Annotated in this window: 18 protein-coding genes; 4 read left to right on the forward strand and 14 right to left on the reverse strand. The window is 67.8% G+C overall.

What is annotated here, in order from left to right:
* The first annotated feature begins 36 nt into the window (after nucleotides 1–36).
* Together ACAM26_RS11260 and ACAM26_RS11265 are read left to right on the forward strand one after the other, a co-directional pair.
* Complete coding sequence (locus tag ACAM26_RS11260; RefSeq protein WP_123142820.1) at nucleotides 37–780, forward strand: hypothetical protein; 744 nt, start codon at nucleotides 37–39, stop codon at nucleotides 778–780.
* Nucleotides 781–876: 96 nt separating this feature from the next.
* Nucleotides 877–1,695 (forward strand): DUF3050 domain-containing protein, encoded by an 819-nt coding sequence (locus tag ACAM26_RS11265; protein WP_369613673.1) that lies wholly within the window; start codon nucleotides 877–879, stop codon nucleotides 1,693–1,695.
* Here ACAM26_RS11265 and ACAM26_RS11270 read toward each other — a convergent pair.
* Complete coding sequence (locus ACAM26_RS11270; RefSeq protein WP_123142831.1) at nucleotides 1,658–2,863, reverse strand: ammonium transporter; 1,206 nt, start codon at nucleotides 2,861–2,863, stop codon at nucleotides 1,658–1,660. The two genes, ACAM26_RS11265 and ACAM26_RS11270, sit on opposite strands and share 38 nt — an antisense overlap.
* 369 nt (nucleotides 2,864–3,232) lie before the next feature.
* Here ACAM26_RS11270 and ACAM26_RS11275 point away from each other — a divergent pair, with 369 nt between their 5' ends.
* A complete protein-coding gene (locus tag ACAM26_RS11275) occupies nucleotides 3,233–4,909 on the forward strand; it encodes a methyl-accepting chemotaxis protein (RefSeq protein ID WP_369613674.1) in 1,677 nt (558 codons plus the stop codon).
* Here ACAM26_RS11275 and ACAM26_RS11280 read toward each other — a convergent pair.
* From ACAM26_RS11280 to ACAM26_RS11290, 3 genes are read right to left on the reverse strand one after another with little or no spacing between them, the layout of a single operon-like run.
* Nucleotides 4,897–5,523 (reverse strand): membrane integrity-associated transporter subunit PqiC, encoded by a 627-nt coding sequence (locus ACAM26_RS11280; RefSeq protein WP_369613675.1) that lies wholly within the window; start codon nucleotides 5,521–5,523, stop codon nucleotides 4,897–4,899. The two genes, ACAM26_RS11275 and ACAM26_RS11280, sit on opposite strands and share 13 nt — an antisense overlap.
* Nucleotides 5,520–7,187: an intermembrane transport protein PqiB gene (locus ACAM26_RS11285; protein WP_123141068.1), complete on the reverse strand. Its 1,668-nt coding sequence runs from the start codon at nucleotides 7,185–7,187 to the stop codon at nucleotides 5,520–5,522. Before ACAM26_RS11285 ends, ACAM26_RS11280 begins: the two co-directional genes overlap by 4 nt.
* Nucleotides 7,162–8,406 carry a paraquat-inducible protein A gene (locus ACAM26_RS11290; protein WP_369613676.1) on the reverse strand — a complete coding sequence of 415 codons (1,245 nt, stop codon included), beginning with the start codon at nucleotides 8,404–8,406 and terminating at the stop codon, nucleotides 7,162–7,164. The genes ACAM26_RS11285 and ACAM26_RS11290 overlap by 26 nt, the downstream gene beginning before the upstream one ends.
* A 163-nt stretch (nucleotides 8,407–8,569) precedes the next feature.
* Between ACAM26_RS11290 and hrpB the strand changes: the two genes are divergently transcribed.
* Nucleotides 8,570–11,089, forward strand: a complete 2,520-nt coding sequence (gene hrpB, locus ACAM26_RS11295; RefSeq protein ID WP_369613677.1) for an ATP-dependent helicase HrpB — start codon at nucleotides 8,570–8,572, stop codon at nucleotides 11,087–11,089.
* 465 nt (nucleotides 11,090–11,554) lie between these two features.
* On the opposite strand, the gene ACAM26_RS11300 is transcribed toward hrpB, so the two are convergent.
* From ACAM26_RS11300 to ACAM26_RS11345, 10 genes are all read right to left on the reverse strand, one after another.
* Nucleotides 11,555–12,550 (reverse strand): DUF368 domain-containing protein, encoded by a 996-nt coding sequence (locus ACAM26_RS11300; RefSeq protein WP_369613678.1) that lies wholly within the window; start codon nucleotides 12,548–12,550, stop codon nucleotides 11,555–11,557.
* An 8-nt stretch (nucleotides 12,551–12,558) separates the two neighbouring features.
* A complete protein-coding gene (locus tag ACAM26_RS11305; protein WP_123141073.1) occupies nucleotides 12,559–14,253 on the reverse strand; it encodes a methyl-accepting chemotaxis protein in 1,695 nt (564 codons plus the stop codon).
* Between the two features lie 141 nt (nucleotides 14,254–14,394).
* A complete protein-coding gene (locus ACAM26_RS11310) occupies nucleotides 14,395–15,354 on the reverse strand; it encodes a GGDEF domain-containing protein (RefSeq protein ID WP_123141074.1) in 960 nt (319 codons plus the stop codon).
* A gap of 310 nt (nucleotides 15,355–15,664) precedes the next feature.
* Nucleotides 15,665–16,060, reverse strand: a complete 396-nt coding sequence (gene fliS / locus ACAM26_RS11315) for a flagellar export chaperone FliS (protein WP_123141075.1) — start codon at nucleotides 16,058–16,060, stop codon at nucleotides 15,665–15,667.
* A 58-nt stretch (nucleotides 16,061–16,118) separates the two neighbouring features.
* The gene (locus ACAM26_RS11320; RefSeq protein ID WP_223806114.1) at nucleotides 16,119–16,589 is read right to left on the reverse strand and encodes a flagellar protein FlaG; all 471 of its coding nucleotides are present in this window, start codon (nucleotides 16,587–16,589) and stop codon (nucleotides 16,119–16,121) included.
* 210 nt (nucleotides 16,590–16,799) lie between these two features.
* Nucleotides 16,800–18,902, reverse strand: coding sequence for a flagellar filament capping protein FliD (gene fliD, locus ACAM26_RS11325; RefSeq protein ID WP_369613679.1), 2,103 nt, complete (start codon nucleotides 18,900–18,902; stop codon nucleotides 16,800–16,802).
* Between the two features lie 20 nt (nucleotides 18,903–18,922).
* Nucleotides 18,923–19,366: a flagellar protein FlaG gene (locus ACAM26_RS11330; protein ID WP_123141078.1), complete on the reverse strand. Its 444-nt coding sequence runs from the start codon at nucleotides 19,364–19,366 to the stop codon at nucleotides 18,923–18,925.
* 78 nt (nucleotides 19,367–19,444) lie between these two features.
* Nucleotides 19,445–21,571, reverse strand: a complete 2,127-nt coding sequence (locus tag ACAM26_RS11335) for a flagellin (protein WP_369613680.1) — start codon at nucleotides 21,569–21,571, stop codon at nucleotides 19,445–19,447.
* Nucleotides 21,572–21,812: 241 nt separating this feature from the next.
* Entirely contained in the window at nucleotides 21,813–24,323 is a 2,511-nt protein-coding gene (locus ACAM26_RS11340) for a tetratricopeptide repeat protein (RefSeq protein WP_369613681.1), read from the reverse strand.
* On the reverse strand, nucleotides 24,304–26,628 hold the full coding sequence (locus tag ACAM26_RS11345) for a tetratricopeptide repeat protein (protein WP_369613682.1): 2,325 nt from the start codon (nucleotides 26,626–26,628) through the stop codon (nucleotides 24,304–24,306). The genes ACAM26_RS11340 and ACAM26_RS11345 overlap by 20 nt, the downstream gene beginning before the upstream one ends.
* Nucleotides 26,629–26,924: the final 296 nt, after the last annotated feature.

Consider the following 26,924-nt stretch of genomic DNA (forward strand, 5'->3'; position numbering starts at 1 on the left):
ATCATCCCGACTCATCCGCGCGAGGATCATCCCAGCATGCTAGCCCCGGTCGACCTGTCCCGCATCGCCCAGTGCCTCACCGAGATCGGCGACGAGATCCGTGACGCCTTCGAGCGCGCGACCAACCCGCCCGAGAACGATCCCGACGTGCCGCTCGAGGCGCTCGACCGGCTGCTCGTCACCCTCGAGACCTCCGCGCTGGAGCCGGCGCGAGACGGCGAATTCGGTCTCTGCGCCCGCGAGCGCGCGCTCACCCAGCGACTCGTTCACGGGCTCGACCTGCTCGCCGAGCTCGCCGCAATCGCCCGCGCACTGCAACTGCCGACGCTGGCCCGTCGCGTCAGCACCCTGGCGCTGCCACTGAGTTGCTGGGTGCTGCGCCACGGCGGCGAACTGCTGCGCCCCGCACCACTGGTCGACGCCGCCGCCGGACTGGCCAACACCACCGCCGACCCCGATGAACTGGTGGCCCTGCACCGGCTGATCTCCGAGATCCTCGACGGCATCGGCACCGAGCGCCTCCAGGACCCGGCCGGCCCCGAGGCCGCGCGCGCCTGGCGGGTGCTGCTCTACAACCGCGCCATCGTCGCCACCCGCACCCAGCAGCCGCCCCTGATGCACGAGGCCTTCGAGGCGCTCATCGAGCTGGCCCCGGAGCTCGCGCCGGGGTTCTTCCGCGAGGGCATGGAGCAGATGGAGACGCACGACTACCCCGAGCCGGTCAGGGCGCTGATGCAGGCCTACTACAGTCGCTGGGCCCAGGAGACCCGCTTGCACTAGCGTCCTGCCCTGCCGACCGTCGCGAGCCGATCGCGCGCACTCGCCTATAGTGATGTCTCGGGACCCAAGGAATCATTCGATCACGAGGACAGGCGCATGGCATCACCCGATCTCGACCATCTCCGTCCGCTGCGCCAGCAGCTCGAGCAGCACCCCGTCTATGCCGCCATCGATGACCTCGGGCGGCTGCGCACCTTCATGCAGCACCACGTGTACTCGGTGTGGGACTTCATGTCGCTGATCAAGTACCTGCAGCGCCAGCTCGCCCCGACCGACCTGCCGTGGCGGCCACAGGGCGACCCGGCGCTGCGCTACTTCATCAACCAGCTGGTCCTCGAGGAGGAGTCCGACGTCCTCGAATCCACCACCGCCGCCGCGCCCCTCTATGCCAGCCACTTCGAACTCTATTGCCGCGCCATGACCGAGGTCGGCGCCGACCCCGAGCCCGCCCGCCGCTTCGTCGCGCGACTCGCCCGCGAGCCGCTCGACGCGCTGCTCTACGACCCCGAGCTGGTGCCGCTGCCGGCGCGCTACTTCACCGAGACCACCTTCGGCTTCATCCGCGAGGGCAAGCCGCACCTGGCCGCCGCCGCCCTCGCCCACGGCCGCGAGACGCTGATCCCGATGCTGTTCCGCCGATTGCTCGAGGACATGGCGATCACCCCGGAACAGGCACCGATCTTCCACGCCTATCTGCAACGCCACATCGAACTCGACAGCGACTTCCACGGCCCGCTGTCGATACGCCTGCTCGAGGTGCTGTGCGATGACGACCCGCGCCGCATCGAGGAGGCCGAGACCGCCGCCGAGGAGGCGCTGTGCGCCCGTATCCGTCTCTGGGACGGGGTCTACGAGGCGCTCGGCGCGACACCGCCGCTCAGACCTCGCCGCGATTGTAGTCAGGCTGCGCGGTGATGCGGTGGATGCTGAGGTCGGCGCCGAGATACTCCTCCTCGTCGCTCAGCCGGATGCCGAACAGCCCCTTGGCCATGCCGTAGACCAGCGCGCCGCCGACGAAGGCGAACAGCGCCCCGGCGAGACTGCCGATGGCCTGTGAGGCGAGGCTCACCCCGCCCAGGCCACCGAGCAGCGGCAGACCGAAGATCCCCGCCGCGAGTCCGCCCCAGAGGCCGCAGAGCCCGTGCAGCGGCCACACCCCGAGCACATCGTCGATGCGCCAGCGGTTCTGCGCCAGGGTGAAGGTGTAGACGAAGATCGCCCCGGCCACGGCGCCGGTTGCCAGGGCGCCGAGCGGGTGCATCAGGTCGGAGCCCGCGCACACCGCCACCAGCCCGGCGAGCGGCCCGTTGTGGAGAAAGCCCGGATCCTTGCGCCCGGCCAGCAGCGCCGCGAGGATGCCGCCGACCATCGCCATCAGCGAGTTGACCGCCACCAGCCCGCTCACCGCCTCGACGCTCTGCGCCGACATCACGTTGAAGCCGAACCAGCCGACGGTGAGGGTCCAGGCGCCGAGCGAAAGGAAGGGGATCGAGGACGGCGGGTGCGCCAGCATGGTGCCGTCGCGACGATAGCGCCCCTGACGCGCCCCGAGCAGCAACACCGCAGCCAGGGCGAGCCAGCCGCCGAAACCGTGCACCACCACGGAGCCGGCGAAGTCGTGGAAGGGCGCGCCGAGGTGCGTCTCGAGCCACGCCTGCACCCCGAACGCACCATTCCAGACCACGCCCTCGAAGCTCGGATAGAGCAAGCCGACGACGAGAAAGGAGGCGAGCAGCTGCGGATAGAAGCGGGCGCGCTCGGCGATGCCGCCGGAGACGATCGCCGGGATCGCCGCAGCGAAGGTCAACAGGAAGAAGAAGCGCATCAGCTCGTAGCCGTTCTTCTCCTGCAACGCCTCGGCGCCGCTGAAGAAGTCGATGCCATAGGCGAGGCTGTAGCCGATGAAGAAATAGGCGATGGTCGAGACCGCGAAATCGGCCATGATCTTGGCCAGCGCATTGACCTGGTTCTTGGCACGGACGGTCCCGACCTCGAGAAAGGCGAAGCCGGCGTGCATGGCCAGCACCATCACGGCGCCGACGAGTAGAAAGAGCACATCCGTGCCCGCCTGGGAAGGCTGCATCATGTCGAGGAAACCCCTTGGATCAATTCAGCGGGGGGCCATTAAGCACGATCCAGACCAGCACCCTTTCGACCTCCCGCGGAGAGGACGCCAAACTGCTGATGCACCAATCCATTACAGCCCGCATCCTCGCGGTGCGGCAGTCCCATCAACCGCCAGCGCACCAACCGACACCGCACCATGATGGAGCAATGCGACCAACCTCGCACTCTAAGTGGGCATTCGTGTTTAAGCGACGACAGGGGTACACGAAGCATCCACGGATACCGCTAGAATGACCGCCTGAGAAGGACGTCAAGGCAGGAGCGGCGTCTACGCCACCACAACGAAAGACCGCGTACCAAGCGCGGCAGCATGAGACCACTCGATATGCGATTCTGGATGATCGGCATGACCCTGGGCGTCCTGTCCGGGCTTGGTGGATGCGCGCTCGCGCTGGCGAGCGGCGCCCTATCGATGACCGTCCTCGGTGGACAACTGGTGCTCGCGCTCCTGCTCGGCGCGACCGCCTGGCTGATCCTCGAACGCACCCTCGGCGCCGAACTCAGGGGCTTTGCCGATCTGCTCGCGCGCACCCGCGCCGACGGCGATCTCGCCCGTCGCGCCACGGTCTCGAGCAGCCCCGCCGGTCACTGCGCCCGCCACTACAACGCCCTGATCGAGAGCTTCCAGGGGATCATCGGCAAGGTTCTCTACGACGCCCAGCGTCTCGCCGAGGCGGCCGACACCCTCGCCGCCAACGCCCGCGCTCTGGCCGACGACTCGGCCGCGCAGGGCGAGGCCTCGGCGCGCATGGCCCAGGCCATCGGCGAGATGAGCGCCGGGGTCGAGGTGGTGGCCGAGCACGCCCGCGACTCGGCCAGCGACGCCGAGGAGGCGCGCGCGCTGTCGCAACACGGCAGCCGCATCGTCTCCGATGCCGCCGCCGAGATCGCCCGCATCGCCGACTCGGTCGGGCGCTCGGCGCAACTGATCGCTGCGCTCGGCGAGCGCTCCGAAGAGATCGGCGGGATCGTGCGCACCATCCGCGAGATTGCCGACCAGACCAACCTGCTCGCGCTCAACGCCGCGATCGAGGCGGCGCGCGCCGGCGAGGCCGGGCGCGGCTTCGCGGTGGTCGCCGACGAGGTGCGCAAGCTCGCCGAGCGCACCGCCACCGCCACCACCGAGATCGGCGAGGTGATCACCACCATCCAGACCGAGACCCGCGAGGCGGTCGCAGCGATCGGCGCCGGCAGCGACCAGGCCCAGGCCGGGACCGATCTTGCCACCCAGGCGGCCAGCGCCCTGACCGGGATCGACCAGGGCGCGGCGCGCAGCCTCGAGCGCATCGCCGGCATCGCCGCCGAGATCGCCCAGCAGGGCAACGAGGCCCAGCGTGTCAGCAGTCATGTGCAGGAGATCAGCGAGATGGCCGAGCGCAACGCCCAGGGCGCCGCGACGACGTTGCAGGAGGTCCAGGCGCTCGAGGGGCTGGCCACCAACCTGCACGAGATCAGCAAGGTCTTCCAGCTCGGCGCCGCCGGCGAGCAGGCCACCCGGACCCATCAGCAGATGCCCGAGCTGGTGCAGCGACTCGCGCGCGCGATCGGCGACCAGCTCGAACGCGCGCTGGAGAACGGCGAGGTCAGCGAGCGCAACCTGTTCGAGAGCGACTACCAGCCGATCCCGGACACCGAGCCGAAGAAATTCACCACCGGCTTCGACCGGCTCACCGACCGGCTCTTCCCGCCACTGCAGGAGCCGGTGCTCAAGAGCAACGCCCATGTCGCCTATGCCATCGGCTGTGACCGCAACGGCTATGTGCCGACCCACAACCAGTGCTTCTCCCAGCCGCTGACCGGCGATCGCGACCACGATCTGCTGCACAACCGCACCAAGCGCATCTTCGAGGACCCGGTCGGGCGCCAGTGCGGCGCCCACGAGCTGCCCTTCCTGATCCAGACCTATCGCCGCGACACCGGCGAGATCATGCACGACATCTCCGCGCCGGTGTACGTGCGCGGACGCCACTGGGGCGGTTTTCGTATCGGCTACCGCGCCTGAGCGGCGGTCTCGGGCGGGGTCGGCGGCAGCGCGGCGAGCGCGCCGGCGACCTCGGCACTGAAGCGCGCGAGCAACTCATCGAGAGCGGCGACCAGGGCGCGGCTGTCGCCGGGCGCGGACAGCGGCTGACGATCGTCGCTCTCGCGCACCAGCAGGGTGCGTCGGCCGGTGCCGTCGCGCACCGCCCAGCGCACCTTGAGCCGGGCGCTGCCGTCATCGTTCCCCTCGAAGGCGAGCAGCTCGGCGCCGACCCGCAGATCGACCCCATAGCGCAGCTCGCCCTCGAGCAGCCGCACCCGCTCGCTACCGAGCGCGCGCGCCAGGTTCTCGCTCCACACCCGCAGGAAGTCGTCGCGCAGCGAGCCGCCCCAGCGCTCGAACTCGTCGATCCGCAGCCGGTTGCCCGACTCGCGGGTGACGAGCTGGGGGCGATCGAGATACTCCGGCAGCACCAGCGGGCCGACCCCGACGGCGAGCCCCGGGGCGCGCGCCTCGGGGGGTGCCACCCCCACCGCGCTCAGCGCATAGAACCGTGCCGGCGGCGAGCTGGCGCACCCCGCACTCACCGCCGCCACCAGCGCGACCGCCGCCAATCGCCATCGGCGCTCCGTCATCGTAGACCTCCCTTGCCCTGGATCAGGGCCTCCGGATGCCGCTCCAGATAATCGGCCAGGTCGCGCACCGCGCGCGCCGCCTCGGCCGTCTCCCGCAGCATGGTTCTGAACTCGCGTGTCGTCGCCGCCTCGGGGTCGAGCATCGCCCCGGCATGAGCGAAGGTCGCACGCGCCTCCTCCAGGGTAGCGCGCAGCGCCGGGGCGACCTCGCCGTCGAGCTGCTCGGCGAGCCCGCGCAGACTCGCCAGGGTGTCCTCCAGGTCTTCGCCGAGCTGGCTCAGCACCCCGCTGTCGACCACCTCGCGCACCCGCCCCAGGGTCTGGCCGAGATCGGCGCCGATCTGCTCGAAAGGCACCTGCTCGAGCCGCGAGAGGATGCGCTCGAGCTTGCCGGTGAGCGCCTCGAGCGGCGTCGGCCGGCTGGGGATGACGACATAGTCGCCATAGCGTCCGAGGCCCGCGGCGGGCGCCTCGGGGTCGATGTCGAGCTCGACGTAGAGCTGACCGGTGATCAGGCTGGCGAGCTTGAGCTGGGCGCGCAGACCGAGTTCGACCAGGCGCTCGAGCATGTGCGCATGATCCGGCGCGTGCGCGGCGTTGCGCAAGGCGATGCGCTCGGGTTCGACCTCGATCAGCACCGGGATGCGGAAGATCTCGGCCTCGGGATCGAACTGCAACTGGATGTCGAGCACCTGACCGATCTCGATACCGCGCAGCATCACCGGCGCGCCGATGCTCAACCCGCGCACCGAGCCCTCGAACAGCAGCAGATAGTGCGACTTGGCGGCATAGGTCCTGGCGTGCGCCGCCTCGCGGTTGGGATAGAGCGGGAAGACCTCGAGCGGCTGAGCGGGGGCGCCGCTGCCGGCAATGGTGTCGGGGGTGTCGAAGGCGACCCCGCCGAGCAACACCGAGACCAGCGACTGGGTGTCGAGGCTGATCCCCGCGCCGCTGAGCGAGATGTCGACGCCGCTGGCGTTCCAGAAGCGGGTCTCGGCACTGACCAGGGCATCGTGCGGGGCGGGGATGAAGAGCTCGATGCGCACCGCGCTGGCGTCGTCCTCGAGCCCGAACCCGACCACCTGCCCGACCTGGATCTGGCGATAGTAGACCGGCGAGCCGATATTGAGCGAGCCCAGGGTCGCGGCACGCAGCACGAAGCGGGTGCCGGGGGCGTCGGTGGTGAACAGCGGCGGCTCATCGAGGCCGACGAAGTCGCGCTGCGAGGCGCCGCTGCTGCCCGGATCGAGGGCGATGAAGGCCCCCGAGAGCAGCGTCTCGAGCCCCGAGACCCGGCTCGCGCTCACCCGTGGGCGCTCGACCCAGAAGCGGGTCTCGGCGTTGAGCAGATGGGCGCTGCCGTGCTTGAGCTCGGCGGTGACGATCACCGAGTCGAGGTCCTGGCTGACGTCGATCGCCGTCACCTGGCCGACCTCGACGTCCTTGAACTTGACCTTGGTCTTGCCCGCCTGCAGCCCGGCGGCGCTGGGGAAGCGGACGGTGATGGTCGGTCCCTGCTCGCTGAGCGTCTTCAGCGCCAGCCAGGCGCCGATGGCCAGCGCCAGCAGCGGGATCAGCCACACCAGCGAGGGCGCACCACGTACCCGCACCTCGGCCTCCGGCAGGGCGGGCGCGCCGTCACGGCGCTCGGCGGTCTCTGACATGCTGCTGCTCCAAGCGGTCCCAGATCAACCTGGGGTCGAATGACATCGCCGCGATCATGGTCAGCACCACCACCGCGCAGAAGAAGATGGCGCCGGCCTCGGCCTCGACGCTGGCGAGATTGCCCAGGCGCACCAGCGCCACCAGGATGGTCACCACATAGACATCGACCATCGACCAGCGCCCGATCGCCTCGGTCAGGCGGTAGAGCCGGGTACGCTCGCGCGGTCGCCAGCGCGTTCGCGTGTGCACCGAGAGCAGCAACCCGACGAGGATCAACAGCTTGAGCAGCGGCACGAATACGCTGGCGACGAACACCACCAGCCCAAGCGGCCACATGCCGTGACCGAAGAGGAAGACCACGCCGCTGAAGATGGTATCCGATTGGCTGCGCCCGAGCGACGTGACGGTCATGATCGGCAACAGATTCGCCGGCACGTAGCAGATCAGCGCCGCCAGCACCAGCGCCCAGGTGCGCTGCAGGCTCTCGGGCTTGCGTCGGTGCAACGCCGCGCCGCAGCGCGGGCAGCGCCCGTCGCGCGCCCCACCCGGCGCCGTCACCAGCGCACACACCTCGCAGGTGCGGTGCGCGTCACCGGGACGCGGGGCTGGCGCCGGCGCCAGCGCCACCCGCGACCACACCAGGTCGGGGTCGAGGCTCGCCTGGGCGGCGGCGAGCACCAGGATCAGCGCCGCGAAGGCGAACAGCGAGGTGCCGGGGACGATGGTGGCCATATCGGCGAGCTTGACCACCGCCACCAGGATGCCGAGCATGAACACATCCATCATCCCCCAGGGCGCAAGGGTCCGCATCCAGCGAAACAGCCGCGGCAACCAGCGCGGCACGCGCGCCAGACGCAAGGGCGCGAGCACCGCGAGCAGCAACAAGAGCTGCAGCCCCGGCGCCAGCACGCTGGTGAAGAGCACCACCAGGGCGATCTCCCACTGCCCGCCGCGATAGAGTTCGGCCACCCCGGTCAGCAGCGTGGTCTCGGTGACCTGCCCCTGCATGCGAAAGGCGAGGAAGGGGAAGGCGTTGGCGATCACGAACAGCACCAGCCCGGCGAGGGTGAGCGCCAGGGTGCGCTCGAGGCTGTCGGGGCGGTGACGGCGCAGCACGCTGCCACAGCGCACGCAGCGCGCGGCGCCACCGCGCGGCAACGGCGGGCAGCGCTGCAGCAGACCGCACTCGAGACACTCACTCTGGGTTGGTTGCGACATCGTTGCAGATTCGGCAGCGGGAGACCTCGCCCCTGGCCAAGCGCGGCCGGAGGCATGACAATGCGCCGCGCGATCGCGCCATCCCCGATCCCGGGCGCGACACCATTGTTCCACCGCCCCGGCGTCGATGCACCCCCGGGGCTCAGCCGTCGCCACCGCTCGCATGTCACAGCACACGCCCAACCCCGCTCCACTACCGATCGAGACCAGCCTGCCGGCGCTGATCGAGGCCCTGCGCCACGGCCACGCCCTGCTCCAGGCCCCCACCGGCTCGGGCAAGTCGACCCGCGCGCCGCTCGCCCTGCTCGAGGCCGAGGGGCTGATCGGCGGGCGCATCCTGATGCTCGAACCGCGCCGCCCGGCGGCGCGCATGACCGCCGCGCGGATGGCCGCACTGTGCAACGAAGCGCTCGGCGAGACGGTCGGCTACCAGGTGCGCTTCGAGCGCCGGATCGGCCCGACGACCCGCATCGAGGTGCTCACCGAGGGCATCCTCACCCGCCGGTTGCAGCACGACCCCGAGCTCAGCGGGGTCGATCTGGTGATCTTCGACGAGTTCCACGAGCGCAGCCTGCACGCCGACCTGGGACTGGCGCTGGTGCTCGACGTGGTCGCCAACCTGCGCCCCGAGCTGCGGGTGCTGGTGATGTCGGCGACCATCGAGGCCGAGCCGGTGGCCAGACTGCTCGGCGGCGCGGAGACGATCAGTGCCGCCGGGCGCACCTATCCGGTCACGGTGCACCATGCCGAGCGCCCGGTCGAGCAGCCGGCGGGCCTGGTCGGCGCGGTGGTGCACGCGCTCGCCGCGCACGACGACGACATCCTCGCCTTCCTCCCCGGGGTGCGCGAGATCGAGCGCTGTCGCGCAGCACTCGCCCCCCGGCTCGGCCCCGAGACCGACCTGCTCGCCCTCCACGGCAGTCTGCCCACCGCCGAGCAGGCGCGCGCCCTCGCCCCGCCCTCGCCCGGGCGGCGGCGGGTGATCCTCGCTACCGACATCGCCGAGACCAGCCTCACCATCGAGGGCGTCGGCGTGGTGATCGACGGCGGGCTCACCCGCAAGCCGCGCTTCGACCCCAACACCGGGCTCACCCGCTTGGTCACCGAGCCGGTCTCGCTCGCCTCGGCCGAGCAGCGTGCCGGACGCGCCGGACGGCTCGGGCCCGGTCACTGCTACCGGCTGTGGACCCGCGAGCAGGCGCGCGGGCGCGCCGCACAGCGCGACCCCGAGATCCTCCAGGCCGACCTCGCGCCGCTGGCCCTCGAACTCGCGCTCTGGGGGGTGAACGACCCCGCCGAGCTGGCCTGGCTCGACCCGCCGCCGCAACCGGCCTGGGCACAGGGCCGCGCCCTCCTCCAGACGCTCGGCGCGCTCGATGCGCGCGGCGCCATCACCGCGCTCGGGCGCGCGCTCGCCCAGCTGCCGCTCCACCCCCGGCTCGGGGTGATGCTGCTCGGCGCCGCACCCGAGGCGCGCGCGCTCGCCGCCGATCTCGGCGCCCTGCTCAGCGAGCGCGACCCGGCGCTCGACCCGCGCGCACTCAGCTCACCGGCCGACCTCGGCGCCCGGCTGCAGGCACTGGCGCAACGGCGGGCGCGCCGTCCGACGCCCGGCTTCGATCCGCGCCGACTCGACGCCGTGGCACGCGCCGCGCGTCAGCTCGGCGAGCGGGTCGCGCGCGCCAGCCACCCGCCGGGCACGGCCCGTACCCCGGGCGCGCTGCTCGCCCTCGCCTACCCCGAGCGCATCGCCCAGCGGCGCGACGCCCGCGGCGAGCGCTATCTGCTCGCCGCCGGCAACGGCGCGCGGCTCGACCCGGCCGATGCGCTCACCGCCAGCCCCTATCTGGTCGTCGCCGAGCTCGACGCCCAGGGTCGCGACGGGCGCATCCGTCACGCCCTGGCGATCGACGCCGACACCCTGCACGCGGTCTGCGCGCAGCGCATCCACACCGAGACCCGCTGCGACTGGGACGCCGAGCACGAGGCGGTGCGCGCGCGCGCGCTCACCCGGCTCGATGCCCTCACCCTCGAGGCGCGCCCGCTGCCGCTGCCCGACGACCCGGCGGTGCTCGAACTGCTGCGCGAACAGGTGCTCGCCGACCCCGAGCGGGCGCTGCGCTGGGACGATGGCGCCACGCAGTTGCGCGCCCGCATCGCCCTGCTGCGCGCCCACGACCCCCAGGGCGGCTGGCCCGATCCCGGCCCCGAGGGACTGCACGCGCGCGCCGCCGACTGGCTCGATCCCTGGCTGATCGGCAAGTCGCGACTGAGCGAGACCCGGCGCCTGGAGGCGGCCGAGCTGCTGCTCGGCCTGCTCGACTGGGACCAACGCCAGCGGCTCGACCGGGCCGCACCGACCCATCTGCGCACCCCGGCGGGCAACCAGCGCCGTCTCGACTACGCCAGCGACGGACCACCGGTGCTCGCCGTGCCGCTGCAGGAGCTGTTCGGGCTGTGCGAGACCCCGCGGGTGTGCGACGGCCGGGTGGCGGTGCTGCTCCATCTGCTCTCCCCGGCGCGACGCCCGATCCAGGTCACCCAGGACCTCGCGAGCTTCTGGGCCCAGGGCTATACGGACGTGCGCAAGGAGTTGCGCGGGCGCTACCCCAAGCACCACTGGCCCGAGGACCCCACCGCCGCCGACGCCGTCACCGGCGGACTGCAGCGCCGGCGGCGGTAGCGGGCACGGCGGACCAGCGAGCAGCCCTCGGGCACCAGCGTCGTAGGTTGGGTAGCTGCCGCCCACGCGGACCTTCCTCGGGGATCGGCGTCAATCCCGAGACCTTGGCGCAGCTGTCGGGTTGCCGCGCAGCGGCAGCCCAACCGACGGGGCTGGAAGCGCGTTATCCCTTTGGGTCTTTGCACTCCGACAATCCCCGGCGATCATCTCGCTGGAGGCTGGAGGCTGGAGGCTGGAGGCTGGAGGCTGGAGGCTGGAGGCTGGAGGCTGGAGGCTGGAGGCTGGAGGCTGGAGGCTGGAGGCTGGAGGCTGGAGGCTGGTTCAAACCGCAAAGACGCCAAGCACGCAAAGTTGATCGAGGGTTCTCGGTCGCCAGCCCCAGAGCGGTCGAAGACAACGGCTGACTGACCGCTGAGGACCGAAACCGAAATCCTTTTTCCTTCGCGTCCTTCGCGTCTTGGCGGTTCACCCTCCTCCCGCGGAACCCCGCTCGGCGAGGCGCTCGAAGGCGAGCACGGAGAGGACGCCGAGGAGACAGGCGACGAGGGTGCCGATCAGCAGCGGGTCGCCGTGGTAGGCGCCGGGGAGGACGTTGCTCTCGGCGATGATCTTGTGCGGGGTGAGACCGTCGGCGCTCAACACCACCTGGCCGTCGGCGCCGCGCAGCCAGTCGACCGGGTTGCGCCAGGGGTAGATCTTGTTGAGCGAGCCGACGAGAAAGCCGGTGAGCAGCGCCAGGGTCTGGGCGTGGAAACGATGGAAGGTCCAGGAGAGCAGTCGAGAGAGGGTCATCAGCCCGACCGCGCAGCCGAGCGCGAACACCCCGAGCACCAGCAGCCGCTCGGGACTGTAGTCGACCAGCAGCCCCTTGAGGGTGTCGTGAATGATGAACTGGTACATGCCGAGCAGGAGCAGCATGAAGCTCCCCGAGATCCCCGGCAGGATCAGCGCCGAGATGGCGATGACGCCGCAGCAGAAGACGAACCACAGCGCCTCCGAGCCCTGCGCCGGGGTGAGCACGGTGAGCGCGTAGGCGAACGCCGCGCCGAGCACGAGCAACCCCAGCCCGGTGGCATCCCAGCGCTCGATGCGTCGGGCCATGTGCAGGATGGAGGCGAGGATCAAGCCGAAGAAGAATCCCCACACCAGCGGCGGATGGTGCTCGAGCAGCCAGGAGACGGTGAACAGCCCGGTGAGCAGGCCGACGACCATGCCGGCGAGCAGGAGCGTCAAGAAGTTGCCGTCGATCGCCCGCCATACACCCGCCACCCCTTCGCGGCGAGCAACCCCGATCAGTCCCGGACCGACGGCCCGGATCGCCTCGATCAACCGTTCGTAGATCCCGCTGACGAAGGCGATGGTGCCGCCAGAGACCCCGGGGATGATCTCGGCCACCCCCATCGCCGCGCCACGCAGCACCACCCCGGCGCGCCCGATGTCGGTCGCCGGCGGATTGCGCATCGCCCCGCTCACAGCTTGAAGCGCTCCAGCCGTTCCTGGAGCTGCGCGGCGAGTCGCGCCAGCTCGGTGCTTGCCGCCGCGACCTGCGTCGATCCGGTGGCGCTCTCCTCGACCACGTCGGAGATGGTGTGGACGTTGCGGTTGATCTCCTCGGCCACGGTCGCCTGTTGCTCGGCGGCGCTGGCGATCTGGGTGTTCATGTCGTTGATGGTGGTGATCGAGCCGTTGATGGTGCGCAGCGACTCACCGGCGCGGCGTGCCTGCTCGACGGTCTGCTGGGCCATCGCGCGCCCCTTGTCCATCACCTCGACGGCGCCGTTGGCGCCGCTCTGCACCCGCTCGATCTTCTGCTGGATGTCCTCGGTGGAGCGCTGGGTGCGGTTGGCGAGGGTGCGCACCTCGTCGGCGACCACCGCGAAGCCGCGCCCGGCCTCGCCGGCACGCGCCGCCTCGATCGCGGCGTTGAGCGCAAGCAGGTTGGTCTGCTCGGCGACGCCGCGAATGACATCGAGGACATCGCCGATCTCGCGACTGTCCTGGGAGAGTCGACCGACCACCTGGGCCGAGGATTCGAGCTCCTGGGCCATGGCCTCGACCGCGGCGATCGCCTGCTCGACCACCTCGCCGCCGGTATCGGCCTCGCGGTTGGTCGCGCGCGCTGCATCGGCGGCCTCGCCGGCATGACGCGCGACCTGCTCGACGGTGGTGGTCATCTGGTTGATCGCCGCGGCCACCTGCCCGGTCTCGGTCTGCTGGCGGGCGATCTGCTCGCGCGCCTGGGCGCTGGCGGCCGACAGCTCCTCGGCGGAGGTCGCCACCTGATTGCCCACCGAGGCGACCTCGCGCAGCAGGCGACGCATGTTCTCGACCATCACCGAGAAGGCGGCGAGGAGGCTGGTGGTATCGCCCTTGCGCAGGGTGATGCGGGCACCGAGATCGCCCTCGGCGACCTGGTTGACGACGGCGAGCGCATAGGCCGGCTCACCACCGAGACGGCGCAACACGTCGCGGGTGATGAACAGCCCGAGAGCGATCGACAGCACCAGCCCGATGCTCATCAGGATAGAGCTCACCATCACGGTATGCTCCGAGGCATCGATCGCCTCGGTGACGGCATCGTTGGCGAAGCGGTTGTTGATCATCACCATGGACTCGACCATGGCACCGAGCCGGTCGGAGATCGGGATCATCTCCTGGACCTGATGCATGTACGCGTCGCGCACCTCGTCATAGACCGCCTGCGCGTCGACACCTTGACGCTGTGGCGCCTCGAGCATCCGCCGCATCAGCGTGTCGAGCTTGCGGTAGATCGCCCGCCAGGCATCGTACTCGGCGTTGAAGGCGGCAAAGATGGCAACCTCGTCCTCGGTCTTCTCGAGCGCGGCGTAGCGCTCGAGGACCGTCTCGACCTCACGCCAGGAGGCCTCGCGCTGGCGCAGCACCTGCTCGAGCAGCTTGCGCGTGCCCTCTGTCCAGTCGGCGTGCATCTGCGCCTCCAGCGACTGGCCACGGATCTGCACCCGCTGATAGTTGAGATGATTGAGCGCGATGATCGCTGGCAGTCGCACCTGACCGATGCGCACCACATCGGTCCGCATGGTGTGCTCACCCTGGATGGCCCTGAGTCCGATGGTCAGGACGATTGCTGCCACCAGCAGGAAGCCGACGAGTAGCTTGGTCTTGAGTGAGATCTTGTCCAGCATGCACGCTCCGGGTCGGGAAGACTGGCCGCTTATTGTGACACATCTCAGGTGTGTGTCATTCAGCCAATTTACAGCACAAAACGCTGATCCCTTTCGCTATTTCCCCGCACGGTCAACGCAACCGCGCCCCGAAGCGGCGAATCAACACAGCGGCAGCTGCTGCTGAGTGGTCTCACGCACCATCGCGCAACCGCACCCCGCCCCCGCCAGGGTGCGATTGCGACCGGCACGTTTGGCGGCATAGAGGGCCTCGTCGGCCTGGGTGTAGAGTTGGTCGAGATCCATCCCCGGGCGGTGGGTCGCCACACCGATACTGGCACAGACCCCGACACGCACCCCCTCGGCGGTCTCGGACGAGCAGTGCTCGATGGCCAGGCGGACGCGCTCGGCACACTCCATGGCATGCGTCAGGTCGGTCCCCGGGAGCAGGATCACGAACTCGTCGCCCCCCATGCGCACGCACAGGTCGGAGGCACGTGTCGCCGAACGCAGCCCCTTGGCCACGGCCTGGAGCAGCCGATCCCCCTCGGGATGACCGAACTGGTCATTGATACGCTTGAAGCCGTCGAGATCGAGCACCAGCATCGACAGCGGTCGCGACTGGCGCACCGCATCGGCCAACCAATGCGCCCCTTCACGAAACAGTGCGATCCGGTTGCCCAGCCCGGTGAGCGGGTCGGACTCGAGCTGGGTGAGCACGGTCTGATAGGCCAGGGCATTCTTCAACGCCGGGGCGGCGAGCCCGAGCAGCGCCTCGATCCGCTCCTGCTCGAGCTCCGAGAACCGTCGTCCGCGCATCAGCACCAGCCGGCCCATCTCGCCCCCCCCCAGGGAGAGGTCATATTCCAGGCGGTGACGGTCCGGCTGTCCACCCTCGAAGGCCAGCCCCTCGGCGGCATTGAGATACTCCCAGCCGCTGTGACAGACCAGATCGAAGAGGAAGCGGTTGAGTATCGTCAGCACCCGATCGAGATCGAGCGAGGCGGTGATCGCCTGCAGGAATGCAACCGGATCGACACTCTTCGGCTCCGGCTGGGTGACCGTCTCGGACGAGGAGACAAGGGTGAGATGCGGCGTATCGGCTTGACTGATCGAACTCACGGTGGCGCGCCCCTGTAATCGTTGTTTGTCTAGTAGCTAGCGAAAATCACGCCACAAAATAATCGCCTTGAAAAACAACAACTAAAGCAAACCACCTAATAGACCTCAAGCAGCAAGACAAAATCTTGACGCCCATTGACCGCAGCGCATCCGGATGCCCTGACGCGGATTCGTCGAAAAATCGACACCCGTTCTCGGCGGCGCGCATGGACACCGCAAGCGTGTCTTCTATCGATATGGGGAAGGTCCGGAAAGGACGCCCGCCGCACCGGGGAAGCGAACGAGCGTCCTGAAATCCGGCAAGGCGTTATTACTGGCCGAGACGCTCGGGGATTTCGTCCCAACCCGACTTGATGGTGCGGAGCAGCCCCGAAACCTCGTCGAGCGCCTCGGGTTCGTTGCGCGCGTTGCCCTCGAGCAGGCGACGCGACATGTAGCTGTAGAGGGCATCGAGGTTCTCGGCCAGCTCGCCGCCCTTGTCTTGATCGAGAGCGGCGCGCAACGACTCGATGATGTTGATCGCCTTGCTCAGCTGTTCGCCCTTGGTCTGCAGATTGCCGTGCGTCATCGCGCCGCGGGCCACGGCGATCCGCTCGATCGCGCCCTCGAACAGCATCTGGATCAGACGATGCGGACTGGCAACCGCAACCTCTGCCAAAGGTCCAGCCTGACGGTACTGGTTGAGTTCCTTACGCATCGCATACATGGTATCGGCCACTCCCGACGAATAGTTGCAATTTTTAGAGAGTGATCAGCGAATCGGGTCAGGCCTCTTCGGTCAACCCGATGCCGCTGATGCCGGTGCCATCGCGCATCTGCGCCATCAGCTTCAAGGCATGTTCCGGCGGTATCTGGCGAATCACTTCGTTGCGCTCGGCATCCTTCACCGTGACCACGACCTGACCGGAGCCATCGTCGAGGCTGAATTCCAGCGCACGCTGGTTCGCCTGCAGGTAGTCGTTGATCGACTCGACCACCTGCTCGAGCATCAGGGTCGAACTCTTTTCCTCCCCCTCTGCCGGTTGGCGTTGCGCCTCGGCCTGGCCGGTCCGCTGCTGTTCCTCCAGCGGGTTGCCGCCCGTCACGGTCTCCACACCACCCGACGACGCCTTCTGCTCACTGGCCTTTGCCGCCTGTTGACGGTCACCGCGAGCCGCCGTCCCGACCTCATCCTGCGGATGCGTCGGCTGTGAGCGGATCATCACGCCTGCTGGAGCTTGGGTCGATTCAATCATCACTGTCTCCCCGGTTCCCTGCAGCAGGACGCAGCAATCGTAGATGCCTGCCCGGTACGGCTTCCCCTGCCTTCCGGTCGCGTCGCGGGTGCCACCCTAAAGGGTCTGACTCCCGTTGCAGACCTTCGCCAAAGGTCTGCTTAGCTGACACCATGGATAACGGCACCCCTGCTGTTTTCTTTAACCTGACCATGCAATCTTTTCTCACCGTCAGTTCTGCGCCGTATTGGGCAAGCGGTCGACAAGCCCCTCGAGCTGGCTGCCAGTGGACTGGAAGGTACTGACGATGGACTCCATTGCGATGAACTGCGACAGCAGCCTGGCCTCGACACCCTCCATGCGTCGATCGAGTGTCTCGCGCTCTTCCCCGAGCTCGGTCAGTTGATCCTGGATGTTCTCCTTGCGCATCTCGATCGTCCCGGAGCTGCTGAGGAACCCATCGACCAGCCGGCTCAGTTCGCCGGCGAAACCGCGCGAGAAGGAGATATCGAAGGCGCCCTGGCTGCTCGCACCGGCGGCCACGCTGAAGTTCAGACCGTAGGCGGGCGAATCGAGCGCGGGCAGCAACTGATTGCCGGCACCGAAGCCCTCCACGCCATTGATGGTGCCGGCGACATCGATCCCGGCGGTCCCGGTCAAGCCGGTGTGCACACCGAGATCGGCCATCGACGCACTGGCCTCGGTGAAGGCCACCGTGGAGACCGAGCCGTACTCGCGGGAGACGAAGCTGAAGCTGTCGGTGGCGTCGTCGTAGAGCACATCGACCTTGGTGCCGGTCGCCTTGAGTCTCTCGTCGCTGTTGATCAGCGACTGCAGATCGCTGCGCAGCTGCTCGGTGGAGTCGTAGGTGCCGCTGAGGGCGATCGTTCCGGACTCGATACCGTCGACCGCCACCTTGAAGCTGTAGCCGCCGCCGGAGGTGTCGAGCGCGGTGGTGAAGGTCTCGGTGGCGCCGTCGAAATCGGCCTGGGTGATGGCATCGGCGAGCAGCTCGCCGCGGGTCGGGTCCTGGGTGATCTCGACCTCGAAGCTGCCGGCATCGACCCGCCCGGCGAAGGAACCCAGGTTGACCGAGACGGCGCTGTTCATCGAGGCCGTCTTCAGCGCGAAGAGGTCCTCCACCAGCTGGAAGTTGTTGCTGAAGGCTGCGCTGAACTCGGCTTCCTTGCCGAACTCGTCTTTCGCGATCGACAGCGACCCATCGCGTTCGGTGCGGATCCCCAGGTTGGTCAGCGCGGTGAAGCCGCCCTCGAGTCCCTGTACCTCGCCGCCGACGAGTTTGCGCAGACGATCAATCATGGCGCGCGCCGTGCCGTCGCTGGCAAGGTCGCCACGCGACAGCGCGCCGTTCTCGTCGCGCACCAGCTCGCCGGCGTCGTCACGGGCATAGCCGATCAGGCCCTGGGCGGTCGTCTGGAAGTTGTTGTAGGCATCGACGAAGTCGCGCACGGCCTGCTCGGCGAGGCTCTTGTCCTCGCTGATCGAGAAGGTCAGCGACTCGCCGGGACTCGCCTTGTTGAGGGTGAAGTTGAAGCCCTCGATGACATCATCGATGTCGTTGCTCTCGCGCGAGACCTGCAAGCCGTTGATGCGCAGCAGCGCATCACTGCCCTGCTGGACCTCGGTGACATTGGCATGGTTGGCGGCGTTGAAGGCGAAGTCGTCGAGGCTGGCGTCATCGCCGCTGATCTCCAGCGCGTTGGCCGCGCCCGAGGGGGCGGTCAGCATCAGCTGGTACTGGTCGTCGACCTTGAGTACCGAGGCCTGGATGCCGCTGTTCTGCTCGTTGATCTTGGCGGCGATGGCGTCGAGCGAGTCGCTCGCATCGATACTGACGGTCAGCGCCTCGCGCTCGTCGTTGGCGGTGAAGCCCGAGGGCGCGTCGCTGCCGTCATAGGTCCATTCACCGAAGCGGATGGTCAGCTCGCCCGACTTGCCGAGCGCGCTGTCGCGCTCGCTCTGGGCGCCCATGGTCAACGACTGGGCGCGGGCGATGTCCTCGACCTCGATCTGGTAGCTACCGGTCTGGGCACCGACGGCAACGCTGTTGGCGGTGATGACATTGGTGTCGGGGATGGCGACCGAGCGGGCGTTGAACAGGTCGTTGCCCGCCAGCGAGCCGAGGCTGTCCTGCAATTCGCTGAGCGCGCTGCTGAGCTTGCCATAGCCCGAGATCTCGGCCTGCAGCCGCTCCTCGCGCGAGGAGATGCGCTGCTCGACCGGGGCGCGCTCGACCTCGACGAGCTGTGAGACCAGGCTGGTGATATCGATCCCCGAACCGGCCCCCAGACTGGAAATGATGTTGTCGGCCATGTTCGTCGCTCCTCACACGCTCACGCCTGGTCGTTGAAGATCAGCCCCGCCAACCCCTCGACATACTGCGCGAACTTCAGGGTCTCCTCGCTGGGGATCTGCCGGATCAACTCCTCGGTCTCGGCATCCACGACTCGGATCACGGTGCGATCGGCCTCTTTGTCGAGTTCGAAGTTGAGCATCCGGCGCGAGCCGCCAAACATCTCGTTGAGTCGCTCGACGGCCTGATCGAGCTGCTCCCTGGAGGCCTCCTCACGCTCGGCAGAGGTCTCTGCGCCGGCGGGGTCCTGGGCTCGCGTCCGCGTCTGCTGTTCGGTCGCGAGCGCGCCGGGGGCGCGCTCGAGCCGTTCGTTGGATTGCCGCTCCGCGGCGCTCGTCCCGGTGTCGCGCTCGGAGCGCGATGGCGCCGGTGAGGGCTGCTGGATCGGAGTGATATTGCTTAGAGTATAGGATTCACTGGCCATCGGTCTTGCCTCCCTCGGCTCGACCGGGTCGCCCCCCGGTCAGGGGGCGACCCGTTTCCTAGCGGCCGGGACCGGCGGTTACTGCAGCAGCGAGAGGACCTGCTGCGGCGCCGAGTTGGCCTGGGCCAGCATCGCCGTACCTGCCTGCTGCAGCACCTGGGCCCGGGACAGTGCCGCGGTCTCCGCCGCGAAGTCGGCATCCTGGATTCGCGACCGCGAGGCCGAGGCGTTCTGCGAGATGCTGCTCAGGTTGCTGATGGTGAAGTCCAGCCGGTTGTTCACCGCACCGAGGTCAGAGCGCACGTCGTCGACCCGCTCGAGGGCGTTGTCGATCGCCGTCAGCGCCTTGTTGGCCCCCTCGACCGTCGAGATGTCGATGTTCGAGAGCGCCTGACCGTCCTCGCCACCACCGAACTCGCCGACACTCAGACCGGAGAAGCTCAGGTTGGTGTTGGTCCCGCGAGTGATCTCGATCTCCTTGTCCGAGTTCAGAGTGAACTCACCGACATAGGTGCTGGCACCCGTGTTGAAGCCGGCGTTGGCGCCATTTGCAATGTTGGCGACGATGTTCCGCCCATCCGCGGCGACCAGTTGCACACCACCACCGTTGGCGGTCCCGTCCTCACCGGTGTCGACCGCGGTCACGCCGGTCTGATCGGAGATGGCGTTGATCGCATTCACCAGGGACTGGCGGTTGGCGCTGGTGTTATCGGCGCCGGCCACGGTGGTGAAGCCGGTGATGCTGACGCCATTGATCGTCCCAGCGACCGCGGCGGAGGCCGTCAGCTGAGCCGTGCTGTTGTCGGCCCGGTTCTGGTTCACCGTCGCGGTCACGCCGGTCTGGTCGGAGACCAGGTTGACGGCCGCGGCCTTGGAGATGGCGCTGTAGGCATTGCCTGCCGAGGAGGCGGTGTCGTCGTTCGCGTAGGACGGACCCACGGAGACGCCGTTGATGAACACGTTACCCGCGGTCATCGCATCGGTACTGTTGTTCAAGTTCGAGGATAACTGAGTCTGGGTCCCGGTGTAGTCGCCCTCCATGAAGCCAGCATCAGCAGCCGAACCGGTCGCGCCCGACTCGATCTTGATCGGATCGCTCCCATCGGAGACCAGAGTCACGGTCCCCGTGGTGATCGACCCGGTATCCGAAGCGCCGGACAGGCCCAGACCGGTGTTGGCCGCGGTCAGGGCGCCGCCAGTATTGTGCAGCGCGATGTTGCGACCGTCCTCGGCCACCAGGGTGATGCCACCGTTGTCGGTCCCGGTGTCGAGCGCGGTGACCCCCGTCTGCTCGGCCTTGAGGTTGATGGCCTCGACGATCGAGGAGCGCGTGGTGGCCGCGTCTGCGGTCGTGTTCAGGTCGATAGACACGCCGTTGAGGGTAATGGTGCCACTGGTCGCACCGGCGGTCATCGAAGTACCACCGAGCTGGGTCTCACCAACGATGGCGGTCACACCCGTCTGATCGCTCTTTTCGTTGATGGCCGCAGCCGTCGCGAGCGCGCTCGCGCTCTTGGCGTGCGACGAGGCGGTATCGGCAGCGGCGGTCGCGCCGCCGATCGAGATGCCGTTGATCACCAGGTCTCCAGTACCGAGCGCCTTGACGGCGGTCGTCGCAAGCGGGAAGGCGTCGGTAGCAGCACCAGCGCCAGTCCCCGTGCGACTAAAGGAACCGACGCCAGCCGACTCGGCCACGCCGAGCGAGTCGGCGTCGATCTGACCGATGTTGACACTGATCGTCTGACCACCCTCGGAGCCAATCTGCAGATTGACCTCGCCGAGCGACCCGTCCATCAGGTTCAGGCCGTTGAAGTTGGTGCTGGTGGAGATACGGTCGAGCTCCTGGACGAGCTGCTGGACTTCGTTGTTGAGCGTCGAGCGGTTGCCGCTGGTGTAGGTGCCGTTGGCCGACTGTACCGACAGCTCGCGCATACGCTGGAGGATGTTGCTGCTCTCGTTGAGCGCGCCCTCGGCGGTCTGCACCAGGGAGATACCGTCGTTGGCGTTACGCACGGCTTGGTCGAGACCACGCACCTGCGAGGTCAGACGGCTGACGATTGCCGAACCGGCGGCGTCGTCCTTGGCGGAGTTGATGCGCAGACCGCTGCTCAGTCGCTCCATCGCCTGGCTCTGTTCGGCCTGGGACTTCGACAGATTCTGCTGTGCGTTCAGCGACATGATGTTGGAATTGATGACCATTGCCATGGCTGCTCTCCTGTTGGTCTCGAACCGGCGGGCTGTTCAGCAACAGCGGTCTGCCGTCAATGTTAACTGTGCTTCGTTGAGGTTAACGGCCGGGCATGGCGATCGCTTTAATCCTATTTCGACAATCCTCGGGCCCCGGCCCGCACGCAGGTCCCTGAATCCCCGACATGCCTGCGACACCATGGATAACGGTGGGCTGCCGGAAAATTGAAATCCCCAGCGAGCCGAAGCGAGAACCCCATCACACAATCTCTCGCGCAGGAAGACATCTGGACACGCCCCCCTCGCACCAGCGCCGCCACATCGCCCGGTAGGCGTCCTCGATCCGTGCCACCTGCCCCTGCTCGTCACGCCAGGGGCTGGCCTCCATCTGCGCACGCAACCCGGCGCGGGTCGTCGCCAGGGCCTCGGGATCCGCGGCCAGCGCGACCACGCGCTCGACGTAGTCGGCCTCGTCCGTGGCGATCCATTCCTCCCGACCCAGCCCCGAGAGGATCATCGCCCCGATCCGGCCCACACTCGGCCGGTCGGCCAGAGTCACGAAGGGCACCCCCATGTAGAGCGATTCGAGCAGCGTCGTCCCCGAGTTGTGCGGGAAGCAGTCGAGTCCGATGTCCATGCCCCGCAACACGTCCCACGGCGGGGAGTGATAGCCGATCTCCAGGCGCTCGCCGCCGATCCCGTGCGCGGCAAAGCGCTCGGCCAGCGCCTCCTGCTCGGCCTCGGTGGAGAAGTCCCTGCTGTTGACCACCAGCCGCGAACCCGGCACCCGCTCGAGGATCTCGGACCACACCCGGATGGTGCGGTGGTTGACACGCACCCCGCGGGTCAGCGTACCGAAGGTGATGTATCCCCGCTCCAGCGCCGGCAACACGTTCACCGCCCCCATCCCCTCGCTCGGGCGATACATGCCGGCGGGCGCGGCAATCCGCCAGGGCCGCTCGCTGAACAACTCCTCCGCACCCTCCGGCACCAGGACCTCGTCACACAGGAAGTAGTCGATCGCGCTCAACCCCGAGGTGTAGCCATAACCGACCCAGAGACTCACCGACACCGGCACCGGCTTGCGCGCAAACGCCCCCAGCCGATTGCCCGCCGTATGACCGGCCAGGTCGACCAGGATGTCGATGCCGTCGGCACGGATACGTTCGGCAAGTTGGGCGTCGCTCAGCCCCCGGGTCGGCACCCAATGATCGACCAGTGAGCGATAACGTGCGGTCTGGGTATCCTCGCACGTCAACTCGGCATAGGCGTACAGCTCGAATTGCGCATGGTCATGGCATTCGAGCAGTGGTTCGAGCATGTAGCGGATCGCGTGGGAGCGGAAGTCTGGTGAGAGATAGCCGAGGCGTAACCGCCGCTCTGGCACACGCGTGTTATCGGACGGACGCCAATACGCGCTCGCCGGCTCACCGTAGCGACGGTCGTAATCCCGGTAGACGGTGAAGATCTCCTGCGCCGTACGGTCCGGGTGATAGTTCAGGGTGAACAGCAGGTTGGACCGGGCCTGTGTCAACCCGGGATCGAGCATGCATGCGTGCTCGAATGCATCGATCGCCTCCTCCAATCGCCCCTGATCCTTGAGCACATTGGCGCGGTTGGTATGAGCGTTCACATCCTCCTCGTCAAGCGTCAGCGCTTGATCCAGACACTGCAGGGCCTCGCCCCGCCGTCCGAGTTCATGAAGCAGGATTCCCAGATTGTTGAGTGCTTCGATGCTGCACGGATTCAAGGCCAGGGCACGGCGATAGCTGATCTCAGCGGCCTCCGGCATCCCCAACGCATGCAAGACCAACCCTCGATTGCCGTGCGCCTCGACCTTCCCCGGCACCCGTTCCAATGCCCGATCGAAGCAACGTAACGCCTCGCGCTGATGACCAAGGTCGTTGAGGGTAGCGCCGAGGTTCAGCAACAGATCGGCATCATCAGGCCGCAGCCGCACCGCCTCGCGCTGGCTCACCAACGCCGCATCGACCCGTCCCAGCGCCTTGAGCGCCAGCCCTTGATTGCTCAACGCCTCGACGAAGCCTGGTTGGAGTTCGAGGGCGCGTTCATGGGCGCGCAAGGCTGCCTCGGGACGTCCAAGTTCACGCAGCAGCAGACCGCGGTTATCGTGAGCCCGGGCATAGTCCGGGGTGAGCGCGACTGCCCGGTCACAGCACTCCAGGGCCGCATCCAAGGCCCCTTGCTCACGTAGGCTCATCGCCAGATTGTTCCAGACCTCGGCACGATCCGGGGCGATCCCGAGGGCCAGTCGGTAGTGCGCGACGGCGTCCTCGATCAATCCAAGCCGCTGACAGACATGCCCCAGATTATTCAATAGCTCCGGATCATCTGGCGTGAGTCGCCGTGCGCGCTCGAGTACCGCGCGCGCCTCGTGCACCTCACCGCGGCGGGCCAACAAGGCGCCCAACACCTTCAACCCGAAGGCATCGTCACCGCTCAGCGCGCGCGCGTACCCCTCGGCCTCTTCCAAGCGCCCGGCCTGCAATGCAGCCAGCACAGGGGCATGCCCGCCGGTCGTGGCGGCAGGCGCCGCCGCACGACAGGTCTCGGCCTGTCCCGAAGACCGCTGCCGCCCCTCTCTCCCCCGTGCTTCATGCAAGCGACCGAGCGCCTCCTGCGCCTCGGCGGCGGCGGGATCGAGCGCAAGCACGGCGCGATAGACGGACTCGGCCACGTCCAGACGACCGGCACGGTGATGTGCTGCGGCCGCTTGGAGCAGCAATCGCTTATCCTCGTTCTGGCTCACACCAATGCTCCCACATCGCCCGGTAGGCGGCCTCGATCCGTGCCACCTGCCCCTGCTCGTCACGCCAGGGGCTGGCCTCCATCTGTGCGCGCAACCCGGCGCGGGTCGTCGCCAGCGCCTCGGGATCCGCGGCCAGCGCGACCACGCGCTCGACGTAGTCGGCCTCGTCCGTGGCGATCCATTCCTCCCGACCCAGCCCCGAGAGGATCATCGCCCCGATCCGGCCCACACTCGGCCGGTCGGCCAGGGTCACGAAGGGCACCCCCATGTAGAGCGATTCGAGCAGCGTCGTCCCCGAGTTGTGCGGGAAGCAGTCGAGTCCGATGTCCATGCCCCGCAACACGTCCCACGGCGGGGAGTGATAGCCGATCTCCAGGCGCTCGCCGCCGATCCCGTGCGCGGCGAAGCGCTCGGCCAGCGCCTCCTGCTCGGCCTCGGTGGAGAAGTCCCTGCTGTTGACCACCAGCCGCGCGCCCGGCACCCGCTCGAGGATCTCGGACCACACCCGGATGGTACGGTGGTTGACACGCACCCCGCGGGTCAGCGTACCGAAGGTGATGTATCCCCGCTCCAGCGCCGGCAACACGTTCACCGCCCCCATCCCCTCGCTCGGGCGATACATGCCGGCGGGCGCGGCAATCCGCCAGGGCCGCTCGCTGAACAACTCCTCCGCACCCTCCGGCACCAGGACCTCGTCACACAGGAAGTAGTCGATCGCGCTCAACCCCGAGGTGTAGCCGTAACCGACCCAGAGACTCACCGACACCGGCGCCGGCTTGCGCGCAAACGCCCCCAGCCGATTGCCCGCCGTATGACCGGCCAGATCGACCAGGATGTCGATGCCGTCGGCACGGATACGTTCGGCGAGCTGGGCATCGCTCAGCCCCCGGGTCGGCACCCAGTGATCGATCAATCCCTGGTAGCGCGCCGTCTGGGCGTCCTCGCACGTCAGCTCGGCATAGGCGAAAAGCTCGAAGTCGAGCCGATTGCGATGCATCAGCAAGGGTTCGAGCATATGACGGGTCGAGTGGTGGCGAAAATCCGGCGAGACATACCCGAGGCGCAAGCGACGCCCGGGGTCGCGATCATTGTCGTGCGCAGACCAGTGCGCACGCGCGGATTCACCGTGACGGCGATCGAACTCACGATAATCGGTGAAGATGGCCTTGGCCGAAAGCTCGGGGTGATAATTGAGCGTGAACAAGAGCTTGCTGTGGACCCGGGCATCCGTCGGGTGTTTCGACAGCGCCTGGCGATAGGTCGTGACTGCCTCGTCAACTCGCCCCATCAGCTGCAGGATGTTCCCCAGGTTGGAGAGCATTTCCGCCTGCCCCGGCCGGACTCGAACCGCATGCTGCTGCAACGCCAGCGCCTCGTCGAAACGCCCTTGCTCAGCCAGCGCATTGCCAAGATTGGTCAGGGTCTCGGGATGATCGGGATCGACATCCAGGGCCTGCTGATAGTCGGCCAGCGCCTCATCCGTACGCCCGAGTCGGCGTAGCGCGGAGCCACGGTTGTTATAGCTCTTCAAATGCCGGGGATTGATCGCCAGCACCGCATCGAAATAGCCGATGGCCTCCTCAGCTCGTCCGATCGTCAGCAACAGACTGGCAAGATTGTAGAGTGCGGCGACGAAATCAGGCGAAAGCTTGGCCGCCTGGGCATAGGCGAGACCCGCCTCTTCGAGCCTCCCGACCTGTTCGAGTGCAACCCCAAGGGTATTGAGGATCTGGGGATCCTGATCATCACGCCGCAGCGCCTCTTCGAGCACCGGCACGGCAGCCTCGCCACATGAGCACTGTGCCAGCACCGTGCCCAACATCTTCCAGCCGAAGGCATCCCAGGGTCGGCGCTCGGTCCAGTCACGGGCAAGCTGCTCGACCTCGTCGAACCGATGACGCTCGAACAGCGTGATCAGTGCGTCTTCGTCGCTCGGAGTCGGGGTCGCGAGCATGCGCTGGAGCATTTCTCTGAGGGCATGTGCCTCGGCGCTATCGAGGCCGCAGTCGATCGCCCGCTCGATCACCGCCAACCCCTCCTGCGGGCGATAGGCCAGCATCAGCCCCTGCGCATAAGACTCCCAGTGACGCCCATTCTCGGGATCGAGCTCCAGCGCTCGCAGTAACAAGCCGAGGCCGGAATCGAGATGTCCACGCTCGACCTCGAGTACCCCGAGACCATGATGGGCCGTAGCCTCGTCTGGCTCGGCAGTGAGGCGGGCGCGATACAGTGACTCCGCCTCGTCCAGCCTGCCCGCGGCATGATGGGCGCGTGCCAGTTCAAGCGATTCATCGTTGGAGACCATGGATAGTCGACCCCTTTGTCCTGATCATTGCGATTAGTCGAGGAACGGCCGCCAGCGCTCAACATTCATCCGACACGCAAGTCGCCAATAAATTGACGCGCCCTTCAGCATGCCCCTCACTCGCATGGCAGCAACGATGCAGTGTGGTCATCGGCCGCGAGTCCAGTAACGCGTTCCCCTATCGATGGGGCTGGAAGCAAATAGTAAGCCAGCGTTTGCGAAGCAGGCTGAGTAGGATCTGCGTGGACGCCACTCCGAGCTCTCGCTCCCTGACGCAAACAGCTCGGGGCTGCTGC

Source organism: Marichromatium sp. PS1, from assembly GCF_041155115.1.
Lineage (GTDB): Bacteria > Pseudomonadota > Gammaproteobacteria > Chromatiales > Chromatiaceae > Marichromatium > Marichromatium gracile.

Bases quoted from the DNA above. Each gene is read 5' to 3' on its own strand.
- ACAM26_RS11260 (WP_123142820.1), top strand. From the start codon at position 37: ATGCTAGCCCCGGTCGACCTGTCCCGCATCGCCCAGTGCCTCACCGAG.
- ACAM26_RS11265 (WP_369613673.1), top strand. From the start codon at position 877: ATGGCATCACCCGATCTCGACCATCTCCGTCCGCTGCGCCAGCAGCTC.
- ACAM26_RS11270 (WP_123142831.1), bottom strand. From the start codon at position 2,863: ATGCAGCCTTCCCAGGCGGGCACGGATGTGCTCTTTCTACTCGTCGGC.
- ACAM26_RS11275 (WP_369613674.1), top strand. From the start codon at position 3,233: ATGCGATTCTGGATGATCGGCATGACCCTGGGCGTCCTGTCCGGGCTT.
- ACAM26_RS11280 (WP_369613675.1), bottom strand. From the start codon at position 5,523: ATGACGGAGCGCCGATGGCGATTGGCGGCGGTCGCGCTGGTGGCGGCG.
- ACAM26_RS11285 (WP_123141068.1), bottom strand. From the start codon at position 7,187: ATGTCAGAGACCGCCGAGCGCCGTGACGGCGCGCCCGCCCTGCCGGAG.
- ACAM26_RS11290 (WP_369613676.1), bottom strand. From the start codon at position 8,406: ATGTCGCAACCAACCCAGAGTGAGTGTCTCGAGTGCGGTCTGCTGCAG.
- hrpB (WP_369613677.1), top strand. From the start codon at position 8,570: ATGTCACAGCACACGCCCAACCCCGCTCCACTACCGATCGAGACCAGC.
- ACAM26_RS11300 (WP_369613678.1), bottom strand. From the start codon at position 12,550: ATGCGCAATCCGCCGGCGACCGACATCGGGCGCGCCGGGGTGGTGCTG.
- ACAM26_RS11305 (WP_123141073.1), bottom strand. From the start codon at position 14,253: ATGCTGGACAAGATCTCACTCAAGACCAAGCTACTCGTCGGCTTCCTG.
- fliS (WP_123141075.1), bottom strand. From the start codon at position 16,060: ATGTATGCGATGCGTAAGGAACTCAACCAGTACCGTCAGGCTGGACCT.
- ACAM26_RS11320 (WP_223806114.1), bottom strand. From the start codon at position 16,589: ATGATTGAATCGACCCAAGCTCCAGCAGGCGTGATGATCCGCTCACAG.
- fliD (WP_369613679.1), bottom strand. From the start codon at position 18,902: ATGGCCGACAACATCATTTCCAGTCTGGGGGCCGGTTCGGGGATCGAT.
- ACAM26_RS11330 (WP_123141078.1), bottom strand. From the start codon at position 19,366: ATGGCCAGTGAATCCTATACTCTAAGCAATATCACTCCGATCCAGCAG.
- ACAM26_RS11335 (WP_369613680.1), bottom strand. From the start codon at position 21,571: ATGGCAATGGTCATCAATTCCAACATCATGTCGCTGAACGCACAGCAG.
- ACAM26_RS11345 (WP_369613682.1), bottom strand. From the start codon at position 26,628: ATGGTCTCCAACGATGAATCGCTTGAACTGGCACGCGCCCATCATGCC.